This is a genomic window from Alteromonas sp. H02 (assembly GCF_059682525.1).
In genome coordinates this window covers 4,427,839-4,447,245 of the sequence record NZ_CM185021.1, presented here as the reverse complement: position 1 = coordinate 4,447,245, position 19,407 = coordinate 4,427,839, and the positions used below count along the sequence as shown (strand labels likewise).

Genomic DNA, 19,407 nt, shown 5'->3' with positions numbered 1-19,407 from the left:
AATCGACTGTCGTTTTTTTTTCCAGTTCCTTGCAGCGAGCTTTGATAAAACAAAATTGGCATCTGACAATGCGGAACGGTTGTTTGATTTTTGCTCGGATGCTGGCGTTTAAGTATTCGATGTCTATGGCCGTTTTGTTTTTTTGGGGATGCTTTTCAGTCCCCGGACTTTACATGGTCGTTTGGCAATCAGCCATTCCAAATCCTTATATTGCAGCTCTTCCCGCTTTTTTGGTATCCGGTATCGCCAGAGATGAATTCCTCGTTGCCGTACAACAGGTTTTTCAACTTAATCAGGTCACGTTTATTCTTTTTAGTTTTAGTGGGGCAGGGCGCTTCAATAACTGTAATATCCACCAGTGTATCCTGCGTCATCATCTCACCGCAGTCCGACAGCCATTGGTTGAACGTTTTGAATCATTTGCCAGTCAGTTTGTGCTGTTTCGGCAAGTGCCGAAAGTTCATAATGGTAGTGCGGTAAGGAATCGCTTTATCCACTGACAGTTGCGCAAACTGACGCATCGAAGCAATTTCATACATTGCATCTTCCATCGTTTCATCACCAAGGCTATACCATTGTTGCATACAGTGAATGCGAAGCATGGTCTCTAAGCAAATAAGGATGGCGACCGTTGCCTGCTTTAGCGTAAAAGGGGCAATTACTTTCAGTGGTAGAGACCACGGCAACAAGTTGTCCATTCGGGGGGGGGGAATATCTATACGGGTCTGGCGGCGCTCGCAGGAAAACTTGCTATCGGCAAAAGTTAGAAGCCTTTTAATGGGCTCTTTTGCTTTTACGTCTTCGTTTGCAAGTATCAACTACTACCCCAAAAAGAGTTGGAGTAAACGGAGAAAACCATAACAACCTTTCAAGTTAACTTTCATTAATTTAAAAGGTCAGTATGGTTTTCCAGACTAGCCCGGCTTAGGGTTTAACTTACCCGAAGCGCTTTTAGAGGGTGACAAATTCTTCGGCGCTAGTGGGGTGAATAGCAATACAAGCGTCAAAGTCAGCTTTGGTGGCGCCCATTTTGATTGCCACGCCAAAGCCTTGCAGGATTTCATCCATGGCATAACCTATGCCGTGTAAACCTACTACCTTCTGCTCTTCGCCGGCACAGATAAGCTTCATACTGGTGAGCTGGCGATGATGGGTGACAGCGGTATACATGGCCGCAAAGTTAGAACGGTAAATGGTCAGGTTATCTTTACCAAACTTAGCTTCTGCCTCGCTTTCAGTCATTCCAATGGTACCAATTGGCGGGTGGCTGAAGACCACTGTAGGCACCAGATCGTAGTCGAGGTGGGCGTTGGTCTGGCCGTTAAACAGGCGCTCGCTCAACATCCGCCCGGCTTTAACCGCTACCGGGGTTAATTCAGGCTGGCCGGTAATATCGCCCACCGCATAAATGCCCTCAACGTTGGTATTCTGAAACTTATCGACCACTATCTGCCCGTTGTGGCGCATTTCAACGTCGGTGTTATCCAGGCCAATCGTTGCGGTATTTGGCTTGCGGCCGGTGGCCCAGATCAGGCAGTCAACGGTAAGCGTATTGCCATCGGTTAACGCCAGTTCCAGATCGCCGTTGTCCAGTTTAGTAACTTGTTTGATTTCGGTTTTTTCGTGAATATCGATGCCTTCTTCGAGCATCAGGGTCTTAAGCGTTTCCTGCAACATGGCATCAAAACCGCGTAACGGTAATTCCTGACGCAGGATAGAGTGGGTTTCACTGCCCAGCGCGTGCAGCACGCCAGCCAGTTCCACACCTATATAACCACCGCCTACTACGGCAACACGTCTTGGTTGCTCGTCGAGCTCAAAGAAACCGTCCGAGTCGATACCGTACTCTGCGCCGGGGATATCCGGGCGGAATGGCTTACCGCCGGTTGCGATCAGAATATGCGGGGCAGTGTACTGTTCACCGTCGACTTCCACGGTAGTGTTGTTAACGAATTTTGCATAACCTTTGAGCAGGGTTACCTGATTGTTGCCCAGCACCCGGTCGTAAGAGGCATGAATGCGAGATATGTACGCCTGACGGTTCTTAACCAGCGTAGACCAGTCAAATTTATTAACCGTTACATCAAAGCCGTAATCCGGACCGTACTTATGAATGGCTTCTGCTACCTGAGCGCCGTACCACATAGCTTTTTTAGGCACACAGCCCACATTTACACAGGTACCGCCCACCGCTTTTGCTTCAATAAGCAGGACTTTCTTGCCGTGTTTTGCTGCCCGGTTGGCCGAGGCAATGCCGCCACTGCCGCCGCCAATACAGATATAGTCAAACTCTTGCATCGCAAATTCTCTCGTCATTGTAGTGCTGCTATTGTGCATGATTTCGGATAACCGGACAAACTTACTCTGTGCATGACAGGCAGCGAGTCAGTCGCCCAGGGTTACCTTAAAGACCCGCTATGGGATTATTTACTTTCAGCAGGGCTAGTGCTCTGAAGAATTTACAGGCGCATGCATTATTTACCTCTATGAACGCATGGTAATGAGGGCTCTACACTTTGGCTGGTGGCGTTGAAAGCCAGGTATGGCGGGGATTAAGGCCTTTGGCGGCAATCCGGCACAGGCTATGCAACCTCTTAATCGTACGAATTTGAAAGGTTGATACCGTATCAGCCTTACGACTTTTAACGAGCAGGAGGAATTATGAGCAACGTAAAAATTGCAGAATTTACCGCCCCGGGCATTAAAGACAATGCAGCAAAAGATGCTATCTCTGTGCTTGATGACCGTATGGTCGCCTTGATTGATTTACAGCTTACGCTTAAGCACATTCACTGGAATGTGGTAGGACCGAACTTTATTGGTGTGCATGAAATGCTTGACCCACAGGTGGAAGCAGTTCGTGAAATGACCGACACCATAGCCGAGCGTATTGCCACCCTTGGCGGTGTGCCGGTAGGTACGCCAAAATCGATTGTAGAGCGTCGTCGCTGGGACGATTATTCAGTAGGTAAAGGCCTGGTAACAGACCATCTGACTGCGCTGGATAAAGTGTATAACGGTGTCAACGAAGACCATCGTAAGGCCATTGATACCCTGAGTGAACTCGACCCGGTATCTGAAGATATGGTAACCGGTCAACTAGCTCAGCTCGAGCAGTTCCAGTGGTTTGTCCGCGCGCATATTGAATCAGCGAGCGGTGAACTTAAAAGCTAGCAGTAGCTTGTAACATTTCTTTCTTCATGTGTGTAACTTCCCATTTTGCCCGCAGCCTCCCGGCCGCGGGCTTTTTTTTGCATGGTCATCTGGTTGAGTATATAGTGTAGCAATGTGTAGTGTTATGTAGCGTTTGGGGTGTGTCTGATGGGCATCGTAAAAATCTCTGATCAATTGCACGAAGAGGTGCGCAAGAACAGCGTGGTGATGGAGCGCTCAATTAATTCTCAGGCTGAGTTCTGGATGAAAATAGGCCGCTTAGCAGAACAAAACCCTTCGCTTACTTACGAGCAAATTCTGGAGCAGGAGATGCGCCAGCAGAAAGTGAATAAGGTCCGGCTGGTTAATGAGTAAAGTGATAATTAAAACGCCACAGGAAGTGGCATTAATGCGCGAGGCCGGTCAGTTGCTGGCGCGTGTGTTTGGTGCTTTGGATGAATTTGTTGCCGCCGGTGTAACCACCATGGCGATCAACGAATTTGTGGAGCACTATATTGTTGATACGCTTAAAAGCCGGCCTGCCAGTAAAGGGCAGTATGGTTATGAATACGCTTTAAATACCTCTGTGAACGAGGTTATCTGCCACGGCGTACCGTCGGCGGCCAAAGCCCTGCGCAAAGGGGATATTGTTAATCTGGACATCACCCTGGAAAAGAATGGCTACATTGCTGATAGCAGCAAAATGTATTGTATAGGTGAAGTTTCACCACTGGCACACCGGCTGGTAAAAGTCACCTACGAAGCCATGTGGAAAGGCATCGAATCGGTTAAGCCCGGAGCCCGTATTGGCGATATCGGTGACGCCGTACAGCGGCATGCCGAGCAACATGGTTACAGCGTGGTAAGAGAATATTGCGGTCATGGCATCGGCCGCGAAATGCATGAAGAACCACAAATATTGCATGTGGGAACGCCCGGTACCGGACTGGTTTTGCGCGAGGGCATGGTGTTTACCATTGAGCCCATGATTAATCAGGGCACCCATAAAACCAAACTGAAAAAAGACGGCTGGACGGTGATTACCCGCGATCGAAAGTTATCAGCACAATGGGAACATACCATTGCCGTGACAGCCGATGGTTACGAAGTGTTAACGCTGCGCCCGGAAGAGCAGATACCGGCAGTCTTAAACTGAGCACTGCGACAGCGCCTATGGCTGTCGCTATGCCTGGCGAACAAAAAACGCTATAAAATCCTGCTTAGGTAGTTTCTTTGCTTTTTTCATTTTCAATTAAAATCTCAAAGTGACGCTTGTGCTCACGTTCGTATTGTTTCAGCTTGGCGATGGTCGCCTCTGAAAATACATGGCCGGCAGGTAGCAGCAGAATATGATTATCATTGTACAGGTTGTTGCCCAGTACCATACCAGCCGCCAGTTCTTCACTGGTTAGGTGATTTTCGATAAAGCTGGGCTTATGAATATCATGGTCGCTAAGCAGTAAATCAAGAATTTCGCCATCATAACGGGTATTACGATGTTTTTTCAGCTCTGCTTTGGCGTCTCTTGGCTCCATGCGCTGAGCACTCATGCGGCCGCCAACCATGCGCCAGTAGTCGCGGGCGATGGCATGAATCCGCGCGCCCAGCGGAATTTCCTTAGCCACTTTGTGGTATAAACCGCTGCCATTATAGTGCTCAAACTGAAACTCGATAATTTCACTGATGGGCTGCATATGTTCGGCTGGCGCCAGGATCATCTTGGCCAGGTGAGTCTGTGACAGGTAATCTTTTTGCTGCTGATAAGTCAGTTTGGCAAACGGCGGGCGGAAGTTTTCAGGTTGTAATCCCAATAACCCTAATTCGCCAATCAGGCTGGCATAAGCATAGAGCTTTTTCTCATCTGTGTTGCAGCCGAGTTTGGCGGCCAGTTTTTTACTGAGCTCACTCACCTCAATGGCAAATTTGCCGTCGATATCCGGATTAATAGAAATCACATTAAACAGTACCTGCTCCAGTGCACGGTTGCGGGTTTCAATGCGGTTAAGCGCCGCTTTAATTTGCCGGGTGCGTTTTTGAACCGTTTTTTCCAGGTCGTTGTTGACCTCTTTCAGTTTGGCGTTTTGCAAGCGAGTCAGTTTTTGCAAGCGGGCATTTTCGTCTTTGAGCTTAATGCGTTCGAGCCCTTCTTCGATAGTATTAATCAGCTCCTGATTGTCCCAGGGCTTTTGCAGATAACGATGAATTCGCCCCTGGTTAACGGCTTTTATGGTGGCGTCGATATCCGCAAAGCCGGTTAGCACCACCCGGAACGTGTCTGGATATTTTGCGGCTACTTTTTCGAGCAGTTCGGCGCCGGTCATGTGCGGCATCTTCATATCCGAAATCACCACATGAATGGTTTTCTGCTCCATAATCGCCAGGGCTTCTTCACCGCTCTCTGCAAGGGTCAGATCGATTTTCAATGAAAACAGCGCTCGCTTGATGGAGCGTAAAATATTTTGTTCATCATCAACACAAAGTACTGAGTATCTTGGCGTTGCAGCTTCGGTGTTCGGCATAGTAGTTCCTCGATGATCCTGACCGCTAGTGTTGCGCTACGGTATGCTGGTGGTCATCCAGACCGTTTACAGGTAAGGCTAGTTCAAAGATACTCCCTTCTCCTGGCGTACTGGAGACCTGAATCTGGCCGCCATGCTCCTGAATAATCCCATAGGTAATAGACAAGCCCAGCCCGGTGCCTTGTCCTTCAGGTTTGGTAGTAAAAAACGGATTAAACAGCTGGTCGAGATTTTCCTGACTAATCCCACAGCCGGTGTCCTGGATACGGACTTTCACAATATCGCCTTCCTGCATTGTTTTGATACTGATTACGCCTTGCTTACCGGTGGCTTCTATTGCCTGGCCGGCATTGATTAGCAGGTTGGTGAAGACCTGCGTTAACTTACCCAAATTAAAGTACACTTTGGGCAAATCGGCGAATTGCTTTTCTACCTTGCAGATATATTTGAGCTTGTTATTGACCATCGTCAGCGTGGTGTTGAGACAATGGTTCAGGTCGTACCATTGCGACTCTCCTGAGTCGACCCGGGAAAATATCTTCAGTCCTTTAACGATCTCACTGACTCGTTGTAACCCCTCTGCCGACTCTTCGATAAGGGATCCCACATCTTCGCTGATAAAGTCCAGATCATGCTGCGTGTAAAATGCCTGAAGTTCGTCCACCCTGGCTTTTAAAGCCTCGATGGATTCATCGCTGTGAAGCTTCTTCGCCATATCCAGCAGAATTTGAAACAGCGACAGATAATCTTTTAATGTGCTTAAGTTACTGCTGACAAAGCCTATGGGATTATTGATTTCATGGGCTACACCGGCGGCTAACTGACCCACTGAGGCCATTTTTTCCGCCTGCAATAGTTGCTGTTGTGTTTCTTTCAGGTGTTTGTTGGCATTTTCCAGTTCAGTGTTTTTGTTACTTAAGGCCTCGGTGCGCTCTTTCACTTTGTTTTCCAGTGAACGGTTTAATTTTTTGAGTTCGTCCTGCGCACCGCTTCTGTTTTCATATTCTTCAGCCAGCGTATCCACCAGGGTATTGAACGACAGGGCCAGTTCTGAAAGTTCGTCACGCCCTTTAATTGGGATCGATACGCTTTTATAGCTGTGAGTTGGGATGGCCTTTAGCATGTCTTTCGCCCCCTGGCGCAAAGACTGCAACTGGGAAGTCAGGTAAGTGCCTAAACCAAAGGAAAACAGCGCTACCAGTACCATTTCCAGCAGCGCCAGCGCGATGATCCAGTTGCGAATTTGCAGCAGCGAAGATTGCACTGAGGTCACGTCGATACCAATTTGTACTTCGCCAAAGTATTCGTTGGCAACAGTAATCGGTTCCCGGGTGTCATAAACCGAGTCGTCAATCCCCTGTACCGAAGTATCCAGACTAAACGGCTTATCGGCGATACCTTCACGACTACGTTGAGCAAGCACCCGTTGCTGACTGTCGATCACCCTGGCGTAGGCGATATCCGGGTTATTCATGAGTTCTTCTACCGATGCTTCAAGCGAAGCCAGGTCGAGAGAAAGCAAAGGATCCCGGGTGATCGACGAAAACAGGTTAGCTGTGGTTTGTGCACGCTTTACCACGTTGTCTTCGATTAATGCGTTAATAAACGTCAGGCTCGTTATAATCAGAACAAGCAGCAGTGTCGCTTCGATTAACGCCGTACCGGCGATGGTTTTGGTACGTAATGACAGGCGCATGATGCTGGCTCAGATGTCCGGTCTCGACAGCGAATTAATGCCTAACGCGCGGATGTCATTCCAGTCTTTATCTTCAGCCGCATCAAGACGATTAAAATTCAACTGTTTAAGTAAAGCTCTGCCTTTTTCGGTGGTCACCAGTTTTTCCATCGCAGCAATCAGTGATTTCTGGTGGGCGAGGGGTACCCTGCTGTGCGCAGCAATCGCATGACTGGTATAGGCTTTACTTTGCCATAATATTTTTAGTTGCGAGCGTTGTGCCGCCGGTAAATGTTCCAGTGATCGGATAATGCCGCCCCCTGCCGGAAAGAGTTCTTTAATGACATTAAGATAGACCGAATCGTGAGAATTTACATAACGTGGACTAATACTAATGCCAGCACGATTGAGCTCGGCACGCGGTACAATACTGGCTGCAAAAGCGGCCGGGGCTGGAAAAGCAAGGGTTGCCCCCTGTAATTGCTCAATGTTGGTAATATTGCTGTCTTTACGGGTCACGATAATCCCCCGCAGACCTTTTTCTGAGTCCCGCACCAGTGGCTGATAATCTGACCTGTTGTGAAATACAACGTAATGATAAGGGTTCATGTAAGCCAAATCATAATTTGCCGCGGTTAACTCATCCTCGAAACTGGGGATGTCTTTGGCAGTGATAAAGTTTAATGACAGACCGGTCTCCTGCGCAAGGTGCTGGAGCAGGGGAGTCCACATCTGAGCAAGTCGATAAGCAGATTGCTGGGGAACCACACCAAAAGTGTATTGTGCTGGCTGGTTAGCAGGTGTCTGTTTGCCTGTGTCGGCAAATGCGTGCGACGCCCCCAGAATAGCTAAAATAACAAGCACAAATTTCATATTGCTCTCCGCTTTGATTTACCGCTCATACCTGCATGAATTCTTCAAACAGTTGAGTCAGATCGTGATTTGAAAACGGTTTGGTAAGGGTGGCGTCGGCGCCAAGTTCCTTAGCTTTTTCCAGGCTCGCATCGTCGAGCGCTGAAATCACAATAATTCTCAGACCACGCTGTGACTCCTGTTCACGGGTGTATTGCAATACACTGTAGCCGTCCATACCGGGCATGCTTAAATCAAGGGTCATTACCCGCGGTGAGTGCTGGCTCAGCATCATGCCTGCCTGAAAACCACCGGTAGCAATCAGCGTGTCGTAACCAGCGCGACGCGCCACCCGCTGGATGGATTTAGCCACTGGTAGTTCATCATCAACAATCAGGATGAGCGGAGAAGCCTCGGGCTTGAGGCTATCCGGTATCGGCATATTATGGCGTTCCAGAAAATCGATAAAATCGTTGATCAGAACCCGGTTGTTACCACGACCTGGTAATTTAAACCCTTTTAACTTGCCGCTTTCCAACCATCGGATAACCGTTCGGAGATTAACGTCACAATATTCGGCAATTTCGCCGGATGTCAGTGTTTTCACAGTTGATCCTCGTTGCTTAAGTTTTCATCGAGACCCATTTATAGCATTGTTAATCAAATATGGCAATTAAGCAATATGTATAATTTGCGACATTAGTGACATTGTGCTAATTTGTGACAACAACATGAATTATCTGTCTGCAAGGAATCGCACATCGGATTATTGTTATCATAAAAGAGGTAGATAGCATGGCTTGTGATACCCAGAGTGCTAGTCCAGAAAAAGCACTTAATTTACTGCTGGTAGATGACGAAAAAGGCGTGGTCAACGCCCTCAAACGTGAACTTAAAGATCTTAACTGCTGCATCACTACAACCACTTCTGGTCGCAAAGCTATGTCTGTATTGCGCGAGCAGGATGTCGCTCTGTTAATCACCGATCATAAGATGCCTGACGTGAATGGCGTCGATCTGGTGCGATTTGCTAAACAATACTCTCCCGATACGCACATCTTTATGCTCAGCGGTGAAGGCGATTTACAGGCGGCAGTAGAATTACTCAATCAGCGTATGCTGACAAAGTATCTCACCAAGCCCTGGAATCGCCAGGATTTGCGTAATGAAGTGGTAAAAGTGCTTAATCAGTGCAGCGAGGGAGGACAAAAAACATCGGCGCAACAACTGGCCGACTTTGATCACGAAAATGATAAGCCAAATCTGCGTGATTATGAGTCGGTGGTGCTGATTAAGCTTATGAACGTTTCAGACATCAGCCTGGCCCATGGGGAAGCTGCATCGCTGGATACCGAAGCCTATATTGGCCAGCGTCTGGAATATATGGTCACGCAGCCACACTTGCTACAACGCACTCAGGCTGGAGTGTTTGCGCTGTATCTTAAAGAATCCACCATCGAAATAACGCGCTCTCTGTGTTGCCAGATTCGCCAGCAGTTGCAGCGTACCTTTGCCATCAAAGGGGTATCAGTATTTTGCCACATAGGCGTGGGGTTTCGAAACCTCAGGGATTCGCAGCTTGACCACGATATTCTGATCAGCAGCCTGGTTGATACCATCGTTCGCGACAGTCATCGTATCAGTATTTCGCAGCTGGATAACTCCACTATTACGCAGTACCGTCGACAGCAGCAGCTCAGCGCAGAGGTGCAAAGTGGATTGCGGAATCAGGAGTTTAAGCTGGCCTATCAGCCCAAAGTGCAGCTGAGCTCGGGGATGATTAATAGTGCTGAAGTGCTGCTGCGCTGGCAACATCACAGTTTAGGCTGGGTTCCCCCTTCAGAATTTGTCCGTCTTGCCGAACTGGATGGACAGATAGAAGCGATTGGTGAGTGGGTGCTGGACCAGGGATTTAAAGTCGCCAGCGAACTAAGACGCTTTAGTGCTGAGCTCGACAGTATTGCGATTAATATCTCTGCCAAACAGTTACAGTCTTCGCGTATTGTGGAGTTTATTGGTGAGCGTTTGCAGCACTATTATCTGCCTCCTTCATTTATTGAACTTGAACTGACCGAAACCGCCCTGGCTGAAAACTCTCACTACCTTGAAGAGCTTCTTTGGCAACTCAAGTTACTCGGAGTGAGACTTGCCGTTGATGATTTTGGCGCTGGCTTTACGTCGTTTTCGTACCTGTCTAAATTGCCCATCGATACCCTGAAGCTCGACAAGGTCATGATTGATAATCTGCATACCGACAGTCCCCGGCAGGAATTTATCCACAATCTGATTGTGAGCTGTAAGAAGCTGGGTATTGAAGTGGTTGCTGAAGGCGTGGAGGAAGAGGCAGACTTGCGTTGCCTTCAGGCTATGCACTGCGACAAAATTCAGGGGTACATTTTTAGCCCGGCAGTCTCCCGCCAGGAATTAGAAAAGCTCATGATAAGACAACCTTTTTATGCCAAGTTTAAGGCACAACAGGGACGTTAATCCGGCGGCTTAAAAAGCTTGATATAGCGCAATAGTTGACCATGCGACAGCTTGAAAACCCTACACCGACCAACCATATTTATGATGCAGGGAGCAATAAATTCACTCATCGTTAAACGATGAAGGAAAAGTACCTGAGGACAGGTTAGCGAACTATCGGTATCGATTAAGGAGGGGTTATGAGTTTATTTCCAAGTGTGTTTGGTCGTAATCACCCTGGTGCATTAAAAGGCGAAATTGACCGTGTTTTTGATGATTTCTTTGCTGGTTTTCCGGCCATGACAGGTTTCGCCGCTGGTGATAACGTTTATATGCCGGCGTTGGATTTAAAAGAAACCAAAGAAGGCCTTGAGTTAACTGCAGACTTGCCGGACATGAAGAAAGAAGATATTCATCTGGAAGTTCAGCAAGACCGTTTAGTGCTTTCAGGTATGCGTAAGCAGGAACAGGAATCCACAACAGACGAAGGCTTTCATGTCAGAGAACGTCGCAGTGGCAGCTTCAGGCGGGTTGTCGCCTTACCCTTTGCCGTTAACGACAATGCTGATGTGGTAGCACGGTATAACAACGGTGTGTTACGGGTTCTTATCCCACGTCCGGCTAATCCGGTTGATAATACGCAGCGTGTCAGTATCAGTTAGGCCCGGTTGCAGTGCATTTATTTTCGCGCGGATTGCAGCGCTAATGCCTGAAATGCCACTGACTGAACCAAAGTGAATCCATCACGTAAAAAGTCCAGGCCCCGCTCGCTGCGGGGCTTGTTTTTTTAGCCTTTGAACCCCATCACTAAAGCAATATTAATTTGGCAACGGATCCTAATAACGACTATGACTACACTTGCACTCGAACAGGTAGATGGCCTGCCACGTTTTTCTCAAATTACCCCGGATCAGGTGAAGCCTGCGGTCACCAAAGCAATTGAAGATTGTAAGCAAACCATCGAGGCGGTAGTTGCCAGTGGTGATTATTCTTATGCCAATGTGGTAAGCAAAATCGATGAAGCCGACGATGTACTGGGCAAAGTCTGGTCGCCGGTGTCGCACATGAATTCGGTAGTCAGCAGCGATGAACTGCGTGAAGCCCACGATGCCTGTTTACCGCTGCTGTCGGAATACGGCACCTGGGTGGGGCAGCATGAAGGGTTGTTTCAGGCATACAAGGCCCTGCGCGACAGCGATGAGTATCTGCAACTGGATGAATCGCAGCGTAAGGTTATTGATAACACGTTACGCGACTTCACCTTGTCTGGTGTGGCGCTGCCGGCTGAGAAAAAACAGCGTTTTGCGCAAATTCAGGCGCGTTTATCTGAGTTATCGTCGACCTTCAGCAATAATGTGATGGATGCCACCATGGGCTGGACCAAACATATTACCGATGAGTCAGAGCTGGCCGGGTTGCCAGAGTCGGCGCTCGACGCCGCGCAACAGGCTGCCCATCAGAAAGATTTACAGGGCTGGTTGTTCACGCTGGATATTCCCAGCTATTTGCCGGTAATGTTGTATGCCGATAACCGTGCGCTGCGCGAGGAAATGTACCGTGCTTATGCAACCCGTGCATCCGATCAGGGGCCGAATGCCGGTGAGTGGGATAACACTGAGATTATCAACGAAACGCTGGCCCTGCGTTCAGAAATCGCATCACTATTAGGCTTTGCCAGCTACGCAGAGCGCTCTCTGGCTACCAAAATGGCCAATTCAACCTCACAGGTAGTGGGCTTTCTGCGCGACCTCGCGGCAAAGTCCAAACCCCAGGCAGAAAAAGAACTGGCAGAAGTGCGGGCTTACGCTGCTGAAAAGCATCAGATGGACGAACTTGAAGCCTGGGACGTACCTTATTACAGCGAGAAACTGAAGCAGGAGCGTTACAGTATTTCAGATGAAATACTGCGGCCGTATTTCCCCCAGAGCAAAGCGCTGGCCGGCTTATTTACGGTGGTAGAGAAACTCTATGGCCTGACTATTACCGAAGTCGAAAATGCTGATACCTGGCACAAAGATGTGCGCCTGTTCTCTATTACCGACAAAGACGACACCCTGCGCGGGCAGTTCTACCTCGACCTCTACGCTCGTCCTAAAAAGCGTGGCGGCGCCTGGATGGATGAGTGCCGTGTGCGCCGTTTTCAGGCCTGTGGCGAGTTGCAAACACCGGTGGCGTACCTCACCTGTAACTTCAACGGGCCGGTCGGCGATAAGCCAGCCCTGTTTACCCATGATGAAGTGGTAACCTTGTTCCATGAATTTGGTCATGGTATTCATCACATGCTTACGCAAATGTCAGTGCCCGGGGTATCCGGCATTAATGGCGTGCCATGGGATGCGGTTGAATTACCCAGTCAGTTTCTGGAAAACTGGTGCTGGCAGGAAGAGGCTCTGGGCTTTATCTCCGGCCATTACGAAACCGGCGAACCGCTACCTAAAGAGTTACTGGATAAAATGCTGGCCGCCCGGGATTATCAGGCCGCAATGCAAATGATCCGTCAACTGGAGTTCAGCCTGTTCGACTTCCTGCTCCACATGGAAGACGGCGAGCATGTGGATGTTCAACAAGTGCTTTCGCAGGTTCGCAACGAAGTCGCCGTGCTTCATCCACCGTCGTTCAATCGATTCCAGCAAAGCTTCGGGCACATCTTTGCCGGTGGTTATGCAGCCGGTTATTACAGTTACAAATGGGCAGAAGTATTGTCTGCCGATGCGTTCAGCCGGTTCGAGGAAGAAGGGATCTTCAATCCGCAAACGGGTGCCGACTTCCTGCACAATATTCTTGAAATGGGCGGCAGTCGTGAGCCAATGGATTTATTTGTCGCCTTCAGAGGGCGCGAGCCTAAAGTAGACGCACTGCTTCGCCATAACGGTATTGTGGCGACAGGTGCCTGATGGCGGCGGAATCATTTGCCGCTATCTATGCCCGGGCGGCTGAACGAAAGGGCGGCGAGCGGGGGCTGGAAGCGCTGGTTAGCCAGCCCCTATCACCGGCTGGCGTTAAAGCGTTGAGCGACGACAGGGTACTCTCGGCCTTTACCAAAAAAGTCTTTCAGTCAGGCTTTGTATGGCGCGTGATTGAGCAAAAGTGGCCGGAATTTGAAGCGCTGTTTTTTAACTTTGAGGTTGAAAAGGTGCTATTAATGTCCGATGAAATGCTCGAACAGCGGGCCACGGATAAACGGATCGTGCGTAACCTTAAAAAAGTTATGACGATCCGCGACAACGCCCTGATGCTCAATGACATTCGTTTGTCACACGGAAGCTTTGGTAAATTTGCCAGTCAGTTTACCGGCGCGGCTGTGATCGACTTGTGGGCCCACCTTAAAAAGCACGGAGCGCGACTGGGCGGCAACACCGGCCCTTATGCACTGCGTGCACTGGGAATCGACACGTTTCTGCTGAGCCGTGATGTGGAAGGTTACTTTCGGGCTTATGATCTGATCAGTGGCGGCCTGACATCAAAGCAAAGCCTTACCACTATCGCCAATACCTTTGCTGACTGGCAGGCCCAGAGTGGACGAAGCCTGCAAGAGCTAAGTCAGATTCTGGCCTACAGCTGCGGTGATAACCGCGTTTAAATAAACAAGGTCGTCTGCCATGGAAGAAAAGCACTACCCCTTTATTTTGTTTGACCTCGACGGCACGCTGGTAGACAGCGTGCCGGACCTGGCTTATTGCGTAGATGTTGCTATGCAGACAGTAGGTTTGCCAACCCGTGGCGTTGAAGCCGTGCGCTGCTGGGTGGGCAACGGTATCGAGAAGCTTATGCAGCGCGCAGTATCAGGCAGCATGGACGAGCTGCCCGACGAGCGTCTGTTTACCCCCGCCTACCAGGCATTTATGGCCGCTTATAAAGCGCATAACGGCAAACGCAGCACCGTTTATGAGGGCGTGATACCGGCCCTTCAATGGTTAACGGCAAACGGCTATAAACTCGCTTGCGTGACTAACAAAGCCGAAGCGTTTACCTTGCCTTTGTTGGCCGAAAAAGGGCTGGACCGCTATTTTTCGGTAGTGGTGAGCGGTGATACCTGTGAGCACAAAAAGCCTCACGCAGACCCTTTGCTGTTAGCATTGGATAAACTGGGTGGTAAGCCGTCGCAAGCGCTGATGATTGGTGACTCAAAATCGGATATTCATGCGGCGAGAGCCGCAGGTTGTGCGGTCATCGCGTTACCCTATGGGTATAACCACGGCGAGGACATTCAGCGTTATCACCCGGACAGGGTGTTAAACTCACTGGCCGAGTTACCGGCTGTAGTTGCGCCCGGTCAATAACATCAGGCAAGTCGTCATGAACAGGATGGTAAGCGCCCCCGGTTTTGGTTACACTTGCCGCATTGCATCAGCCGGCTCATCATTCTTTCTCGCGCTTTCAGGGTAATGAGATCCCGGACTCTAAAAAGAAGAATTTATCCATGTCAGAACAACAAACACCAAATAGTGATGAAACCAGTTCATCTGAACAATCGACGCATTTCGGCTTTAAAACTGTCGACCGGACTAAAAAGGCGTCGATGGTAGCCGGTGTCTTTGATTCCGTTGCAGCCAAATACGATGTTATGAACGATTTTATGTCGATGGGCATTCATCGTTTATGGAAACGCTACACCATAGATTGTAGTGGTATTAAGAGTGGCCAGAAGGTGCTCGATCTGGCGGGTGGAACCGGTGATCTGGCTGCCAAATTTTCCCGTTTGGTTGGTCCCGCTGGTGAGGTAGTCCTGGCCGATATTAACCATTCCATGCTATCGGTTGGCCGTGACAAACTACGTGATAAAGGCGTGGTTGGCAATGTCAACTATGTGCAGGCGAATGCTGAAGCACTGCCATTTCCGGATAATCATTTTGATTTGGTGACGATGGCATTTGGCCTGCGTAATGTTACCGATAAAGATAAAGCGCTGGCCTCGATCTTTCGAATTCTGAAGCCTGGTGGCCGCTTGTTGGTACTGGAGTTTTCCAAACCCACCAACGAAATGCTGTCGAAAACCTACGACTGGTATTCATTTAATATTCTGCCCACCATGGGCCAACTGGTGGCCAACGACCGCGAAAGTTACCAGTATCTGGCTGAGTCCATTCGTATGCACCCGGATCAGGAAACCCTTAAAGCCATGTTTGAGAACGCGGGCTTTGAACACTGTGATTACCAGAATCTGACTGGCGGAATAGTAGCCCTGCACCGGGGTTATAAATTTTAATGTCCGCGGTACCTCTGTTAACTGCCACTATCGAAACAGCACTGAATAAAGTGCTGTCGCTTGATCCGGATGCTGCGGCAAAGCTAAGCCAGCTGCAAGGGAAGCGTCTTGTAGTTGAGCTTGATGACCTGCAGCAGCGCTTTGCATTGGTGTTTTCTACCAAAGTTGATGTACTGGCTCTGGCCGATGCGCCGGACCCGGCTGGCGTTGATGAATGCATTATCAAAACCCGGTTGAGCGTACTACCCAGCCTTCGTGACACCAGTCAGTTAACCCGGTTGATTAAAAGCGGCGAGCTGGAAGTGAATGGCGAGCTGGCCATTGCTCAGGCGTTTTCTGGTTTATTGCAGTCACTCAATATTGATTTGGAAGAGCAACTGGCTGTGCGAACCAATGATGTTATCGCTCACGAGTTATTTGGTTTAGCAGCCAAAGCCCAGGCGCAGCTGCAGAAAGCCGGCCGTAAAGCCGAGGCCATTCTGGGTAGCGCTCTTACCGATGAAAAACAACTGGCGGCCCATAAACTGGCGGTGATGCATTTTTCCGATCAGGTGAGCAGTCTGCGTGATGATGCCGAGCGTTTCGAAGCGCGTCTTGAGCGACTGGAACGGAGCAAACAGTAGGAACTATGCAGTTACTGAGGATTTACCATATTAACCGGGTCATGCTCGAGCATGGTCTGGACGAACTGATCCCAGCCAAGTGGTTGCCCTGGTATGTGCGCCTGATGCGCATGAGTATCTTTTGGATCCGTAACCAGCACAAAGAGAAAAATGCCGGCGCCCGGCTAACCCTGGCATTACAGGCGCTGGGACCGGTGTTTATTAAATTTGGTCAGATGTTGTCGACCCGGCGTGATTTACTGCCGCCGGAAATTGCCAATGAACTGGCCATGCTGCAGGACCGGGTAAAACCGTTTGACAGTGAGCGTGCCACGGCCATTATTCTTAAAGCGCTGAATATTGCTTCTCTCGATCAGGTGTTCAGCGAGTTTAGTGAAACACCACTTGCCTCGGCCAGTATTGCCCAGGTGCACGCGGCGAAACTGAAAGACTGCAACACCGACGTAGTGGTAAAAGTACTGCGACCCGATATTCGCAAAACTATTAAAGCCGATACCGAGCTAATGCTGACCTTTGCCAAAGTGCTGCAGAAGTGGTTACCTGATGGCAAGCGTTTGCGCCCGGTTGAAGTGGTTAAAGAGTACGAAAAAACTATTGTGGACGAACTCGACCTCAACCGCGAAGCGGCTAACGGTATGCAGTTAGGACGCAATTTTGAAGGTTCCGAAGCCTTATACGTGCCCAGTATTTACAGTGATTACTGTACTAAAAACGTGTTGGTCATGGAGCGCATCTACGGCATTCCTATTTCTAATATCGAAGCGCTGATAGAGCAGGATACCAATCTTCGAATTCTCGCCGAGCGCGGCGTTGAGGTGTTCTTTACCCAGGTATTCCGTGACAGCTTTTTCCACGCAGACATGCATCCGGGCAATATCTTTGTGTCGCGGGAAAACCCGCAAAATCCACAGTACATTGCCATCGACTTTGGCATTGTCGGCACCCTCAACCAGGAAGACAAACGTTACCTGGCCGAGAACTTTATTGCGTTTTTCAATCGTGACTATCGAAAGGTCGCGCAATTACATGCCGATTCTGGCTGGGTACCCTCGGATACCAATATTGATGAATTTGAGGTAGCTATCCGCACGGTTTGCGAACCGATTTTCCAGAAGCCGCTGGCCGAAATCTCGTTTGGTAATGTGCTGGTTCAGCTATTTAATACCGCACGGCGTTTTAATATGGTGGTGCAGCCGCAACTGGTGTTGCTGCAAAAAACACTGCTTTATATAGAAGGCCTCGGCCGCCAGCTATATCCGCAGCTTGATTTATGGCAGACCGCCAAACCTTTCCTGGAAAACTGGATGCGCGAGCAAATTGGTGTAAGAGCAATGTTTTCCAAGGTGAAGTCTAACTTGCCGTACTGGAGCGAAAAGCTGCCGGATATGCCGGATTTGCTGTATGACACGCTTAAACAGGTGAAGCACTTTCCGGAAAAACAGCAGCAGGCTAATGCCGCACTATTGCAGCAACAAAAACGGGGACAGAAGGCGCTGCACTTTAGTATTGTGGGCGCGACTCTCATTATTGTAGCGGCGATTCTGCCGTTGTATCCGGCTCACTGGAGCCTGTCGGCCGGTTTGGCTTTACTGGGCAGTGGCTGCTGGTTTGTGGCCTGGTGGAAGGGCCGTCGCTGAGTTCAAAACCTGACTGAAAGACCAAATTTTGCAGGCGAAACAGTTATTTCTATATGACCTTAAAATTAATTTTTAATGAATTTATAAGAGTTTGGGTGATTTTAGTATCAATTTACTCAGGGTGTGGTTATAGTGGTATTGTTCTTTAAATAGTTGTGCTTTCGTTCGTTACTAACGTCGCGCAGTTATAAACGCTAATGGAAGTTAGCGCTGTATGACCTGTTTGATAGTTTTGCCGTGAGTCACCCCTAGTTAAAGAAGCAAGTTCGTGTCACATGGCACAAAGGTTTTACAGAGTTTTTTTGAGGTTTTCATGTCTAAAGTAACTGGTACCGTTAAGTGGTTTAATGCTGAAAAAGGTTATGGCTTTTTAACGCAGGACGACGGCGGTAAAGACGTATTTGTTCATTTTCGTGCAATCATCTCCGATGGGTATAAAACCCTGGTAGAAGGTCAGAAAGTTCAATTTGAAGTTGAACAGGGACAAAAAGGTCTGCAGGCGGCTAACGTACAAGCCATCTAAATAATTTGTGAGGCCCCTACCGAAAGGTAGGGGCCTTCTCTATTCTGAACCATCACTCTGGTGGTTTACTGGTAAACCAATCACACTAGCTGTGAGCGGTACGCTTACGTCCTGCATGGCGAATGTGTGTAAAGAGCATAGTGGCCATGAAGCGCGTTTTGCAATTTTTCTTATTACTCATTTGTTGTTTCCAGTTATCTCCTTCGCTGGCAGATGATAAACCCGTGGTGTCTGTTGGTTCCCATACGCTGACAGAAAGCGACTTTAAGCCTACTGAAGAAGAGCTGGCCAGTCTGCAAGAGGATCCCATGGGCGCAGAGCGCCGGGAGTTACAAAACTTCACTAAGATTGTTGAGTTTGTCGAGCACCACTTTGTGCGCGACTATGCCGCCAACAACAACCTGACGGCCGCGCCGGAATTTGTTGCTTCGTTTAAAAAGGCTTTTGGTAGTGAATCGTTAAACGGTGAGAAACTCGATGAACTGGCCGAGTTTGCAGCCCTGCAATTTGCCGTCGATGCGCATCTATATAAAGCACACGGCGGTCGCGTGGTATTTGACCACAGTCACCCTATGTTACCAATCGAAGCGTATTTTAATGCGTATAAGGCATACAGCGAAAAACAGCAACTGGTGTTTTTCGATAAAGAAATCGCTAATACCTGGTGGCTTGGGTTTGTCAGGCCCAACGCCGTTGAAATCCCCGCCGGTGATGTTGATTTTAGCGTGCCATGGTGGCACAAGCTGGGCTAGT

At 49.0% G+C, this 19,407-nt stretch carries 20 protein-coding genes; 13 read left to right on the top strand and 7 right to left on the bottom strand.

Annotated elements, in window-relative coordinates:
- Positions 1-188: 188 nt before the first annotated feature.
- The 3 genes from AC566Q_RS20605 to gorA all read right to left on the bottom strand — a co-directional run bounded on the left by AC566Q_RS20605 (position 189) and on the right by gorA (position 2,298).
- On the bottom strand, positions 189-356 hold the full coding sequence (locus AC566Q_RS20605; RefSeq protein ID WP_499610228.1) for a hypothetical protein: 168 nt from the start codon (positions 354-356) through the stop codon (positions 189-191).
- Positions 357-416: 60 nt separating this feature from the next.
- Positions 417-818 (bottom strand): transposase, encoded by a 402-nt coding sequence (locus tag AC566Q_RS20600; RefSeq protein WP_499610224.1) that lies wholly within the window; start codon positions 816-818, stop codon positions 417-419.
- A gap of 133 nt (positions 819-951) precedes the next feature.
- Entirely contained in the window at positions 952-2,298 is a 1,347-nt protein-coding gene (gene gorA / locus AC566Q_RS20595) for a glutathione-disulfide reductase (protein WP_499617570.1), read from the bottom strand.
- A gap of 363 nt (positions 2,299-2,661) precedes the next feature.
- On the opposite strand from gorA, the gene dps reads away from it, so the two are divergent.
- The 3 genes from dps (at position 2,662) to map (ending at position 4,309) form a co-directional block, all read left to right on the top strand.
- Positions 2,662-3,174, top strand: a complete 513-nt coding sequence (gene dps, locus AC566Q_RS20590; RefSeq protein WP_105932818.1) for a DNA starvation/stationary phase protection protein Dps — start codon at positions 2,662-2,664, stop codon at positions 3,172-3,174.
- 147 nt (positions 3,175-3,321) lie between these two features.
- Entirely contained in the window at positions 3,322-3,528 is a 207-nt protein-coding gene (locus tag AC566Q_RS20585) for a ParD-like family protein (RefSeq protein ID WP_123323780.1), read from the top strand.
- Positions 3,521-4,309 (top strand): type I methionyl aminopeptidase, encoded by a 789-nt coding sequence (map, locus tag AC566Q_RS20580; RefSeq protein WP_499610219.1) that lies wholly within the window; start codon positions 3,521-3,523, stop codon positions 4,307-4,309. The genes AC566Q_RS20585 and map overlap by 8 nt, the downstream gene beginning before the upstream one ends.
- 64 nt (positions 4,310-4,373) lie before the next feature.
- On the opposite strand, the gene nosR is transcribed toward map, so the two are convergent.
- From nosR to AC566Q_RS20560, 4 genes are read right to left on the bottom strand one after another with little or no spacing between them, the layout of a single operon-like run.
- Complete coding sequence (gene nosR, locus AC566Q_RS20575; RefSeq protein ID WP_499610216.1) at positions 4,374-5,672, bottom strand: response regulator c-di-GMP phosphodiesterase, NosR family; 1,299 nt, start codon at positions 5,670-5,672, stop codon at positions 4,374-4,376.
- Between the two features lie 25 nt (positions 5,673-5,697).
- Entirely contained in the window at positions 5,698-7,368 is a 1,671-nt protein-coding gene (locus tag AC566Q_RS20570; RefSeq protein WP_499610213.1) for an ATP-binding protein, read from the bottom strand.
- A 9-nt stretch (positions 7,369-7,377) separates the two neighbouring features.
- Positions 7,378-8,220, bottom strand: coding sequence for a phosphate/phosphite/phosphonate ABC transporter substrate-binding protein (locus AC566Q_RS20565; RefSeq protein ID WP_499610211.1), 843 nt, complete (start codon positions 8,218-8,220; stop codon positions 7,378-7,380).
- A gap of 25 nt (positions 8,221-8,245) precedes the next feature.
- Positions 8,246-8,806, bottom strand: coding sequence for a response regulator (locus AC566Q_RS20560; protein ID WP_105932812.1), 561 nt, complete (start codon positions 8,804-8,806; stop codon positions 8,246-8,248).
- Between the two features lie 188 nt (positions 8,807-8,994).
- Between AC566Q_RS20560 and AC566Q_RS20555 the strand changes: the two genes are divergently transcribed.
- The 10 genes from AC566Q_RS20555 (at position 8,995) to AC566Q_RS20510 (ending at position 19,406) form a co-directional block, all read left to right on the top strand.
- Positions 8,995-10,686, top strand: coding sequence for an EAL domain-containing protein (locus AC566Q_RS20555; protein WP_499610207.1), 1,692 nt, complete (start codon positions 8,995-8,997; stop codon positions 10,684-10,686).
- Positions 10,687-10,865: 179 nt separating this feature from the next.
- Positions 10,866-11,327, top strand: coding sequence for an Hsp20/alpha crystallin family protein (locus AC566Q_RS20550; protein WP_123323786.1), 462 nt, complete (start codon positions 10,866-10,868; stop codon positions 11,325-11,327).
- A 186-nt stretch (positions 11,328-11,513) separates the two neighbouring features.
- A complete protein-coding gene (gene prlC, locus AC566Q_RS20545) occupies positions 11,514-13,559 on the top strand; it encodes an oligopeptidase A (RefSeq protein ID WP_499610203.1) in 2,046 nt (681 codons plus the stop codon).
- Positions 13,559-14,245 carry a DNA-3-methyladenine glycosylase I gene (locus tag AC566Q_RS20540; RefSeq protein WP_105932808.1) on the top strand — a complete coding sequence of 229 codons (687 nt, stop codon included), beginning with the start codon at positions 13,559-13,561 and terminating at the stop codon, positions 14,243-14,245. The genes prlC and AC566Q_RS20540 overlap by 1 nt, the downstream gene beginning before the upstream one ends.
- Positions 14,246-14,264: 19 nt before the next feature.
- Positions 14,265-14,945, top strand: a complete 681-nt coding sequence (locus AC566Q_RS20535; RefSeq protein ID WP_499610198.1) for a phosphoglycolate phosphatase — start codon at positions 14,265-14,267, stop codon at positions 14,943-14,945.
- A gap of 140 nt (positions 14,946-15,085) precedes the next feature.
- Entirely contained in the window at positions 15,086-15,871 is a 786-nt protein-coding gene (gene ubiE, locus AC566Q_RS20530; protein WP_105932864.1) for a bifunctional demethylmenaquinone methyltransferase/2-methoxy-6-polyprenyl-1,4-benzoquinol methylase UbiE, read from the top strand.
- Positions 15,871-16,494: a ubiquinone biosynthesis accessory factor UbiJ gene (locus tag AC566Q_RS20525; protein ID WP_499610193.1), complete on the top strand. Its 624-nt coding sequence runs from the start codon at positions 15,871-15,873 to the stop codon at positions 16,492-16,494. Before ubiE ends, AC566Q_RS20525 begins: the two co-directional genes overlap by 1 nt.
- Positions 16,495-16,499: 5 nt before the next feature.
- A complete protein-coding gene (gene ubiB / locus AC566Q_RS20520; RefSeq protein WP_499610190.1) occupies positions 16,500-18,131 on the top strand; it encodes a ubiquinone biosynthesis regulatory protein kinase UbiB in 1,632 nt (543 codons plus the stop codon).
- A gap of 313 nt (positions 18,132-18,444) precedes the next feature.
- The gene (gene cspE / locus AC566Q_RS20515; RefSeq protein ID WP_105932863.1) at positions 18,445-18,654 is read left to right on the top strand and encodes a transcription antiterminator/RNA stability regulator CspE; all 210 of its coding nucleotides are present in this window, start codon (positions 18,445-18,447) and stop codon (positions 18,652-18,654) included.
- A gap of 146 nt (positions 18,655-18,800) precedes the next feature.
- A complete protein-coding gene (locus AC566Q_RS20510) occupies positions 18,801-19,406 on the top strand; it encodes a hypothetical protein (RefSeq protein ID WP_499610185.1) in 606 nt (201 codons plus the stop codon).
- Position 19,407: the final 1 nt, after the last annotated feature.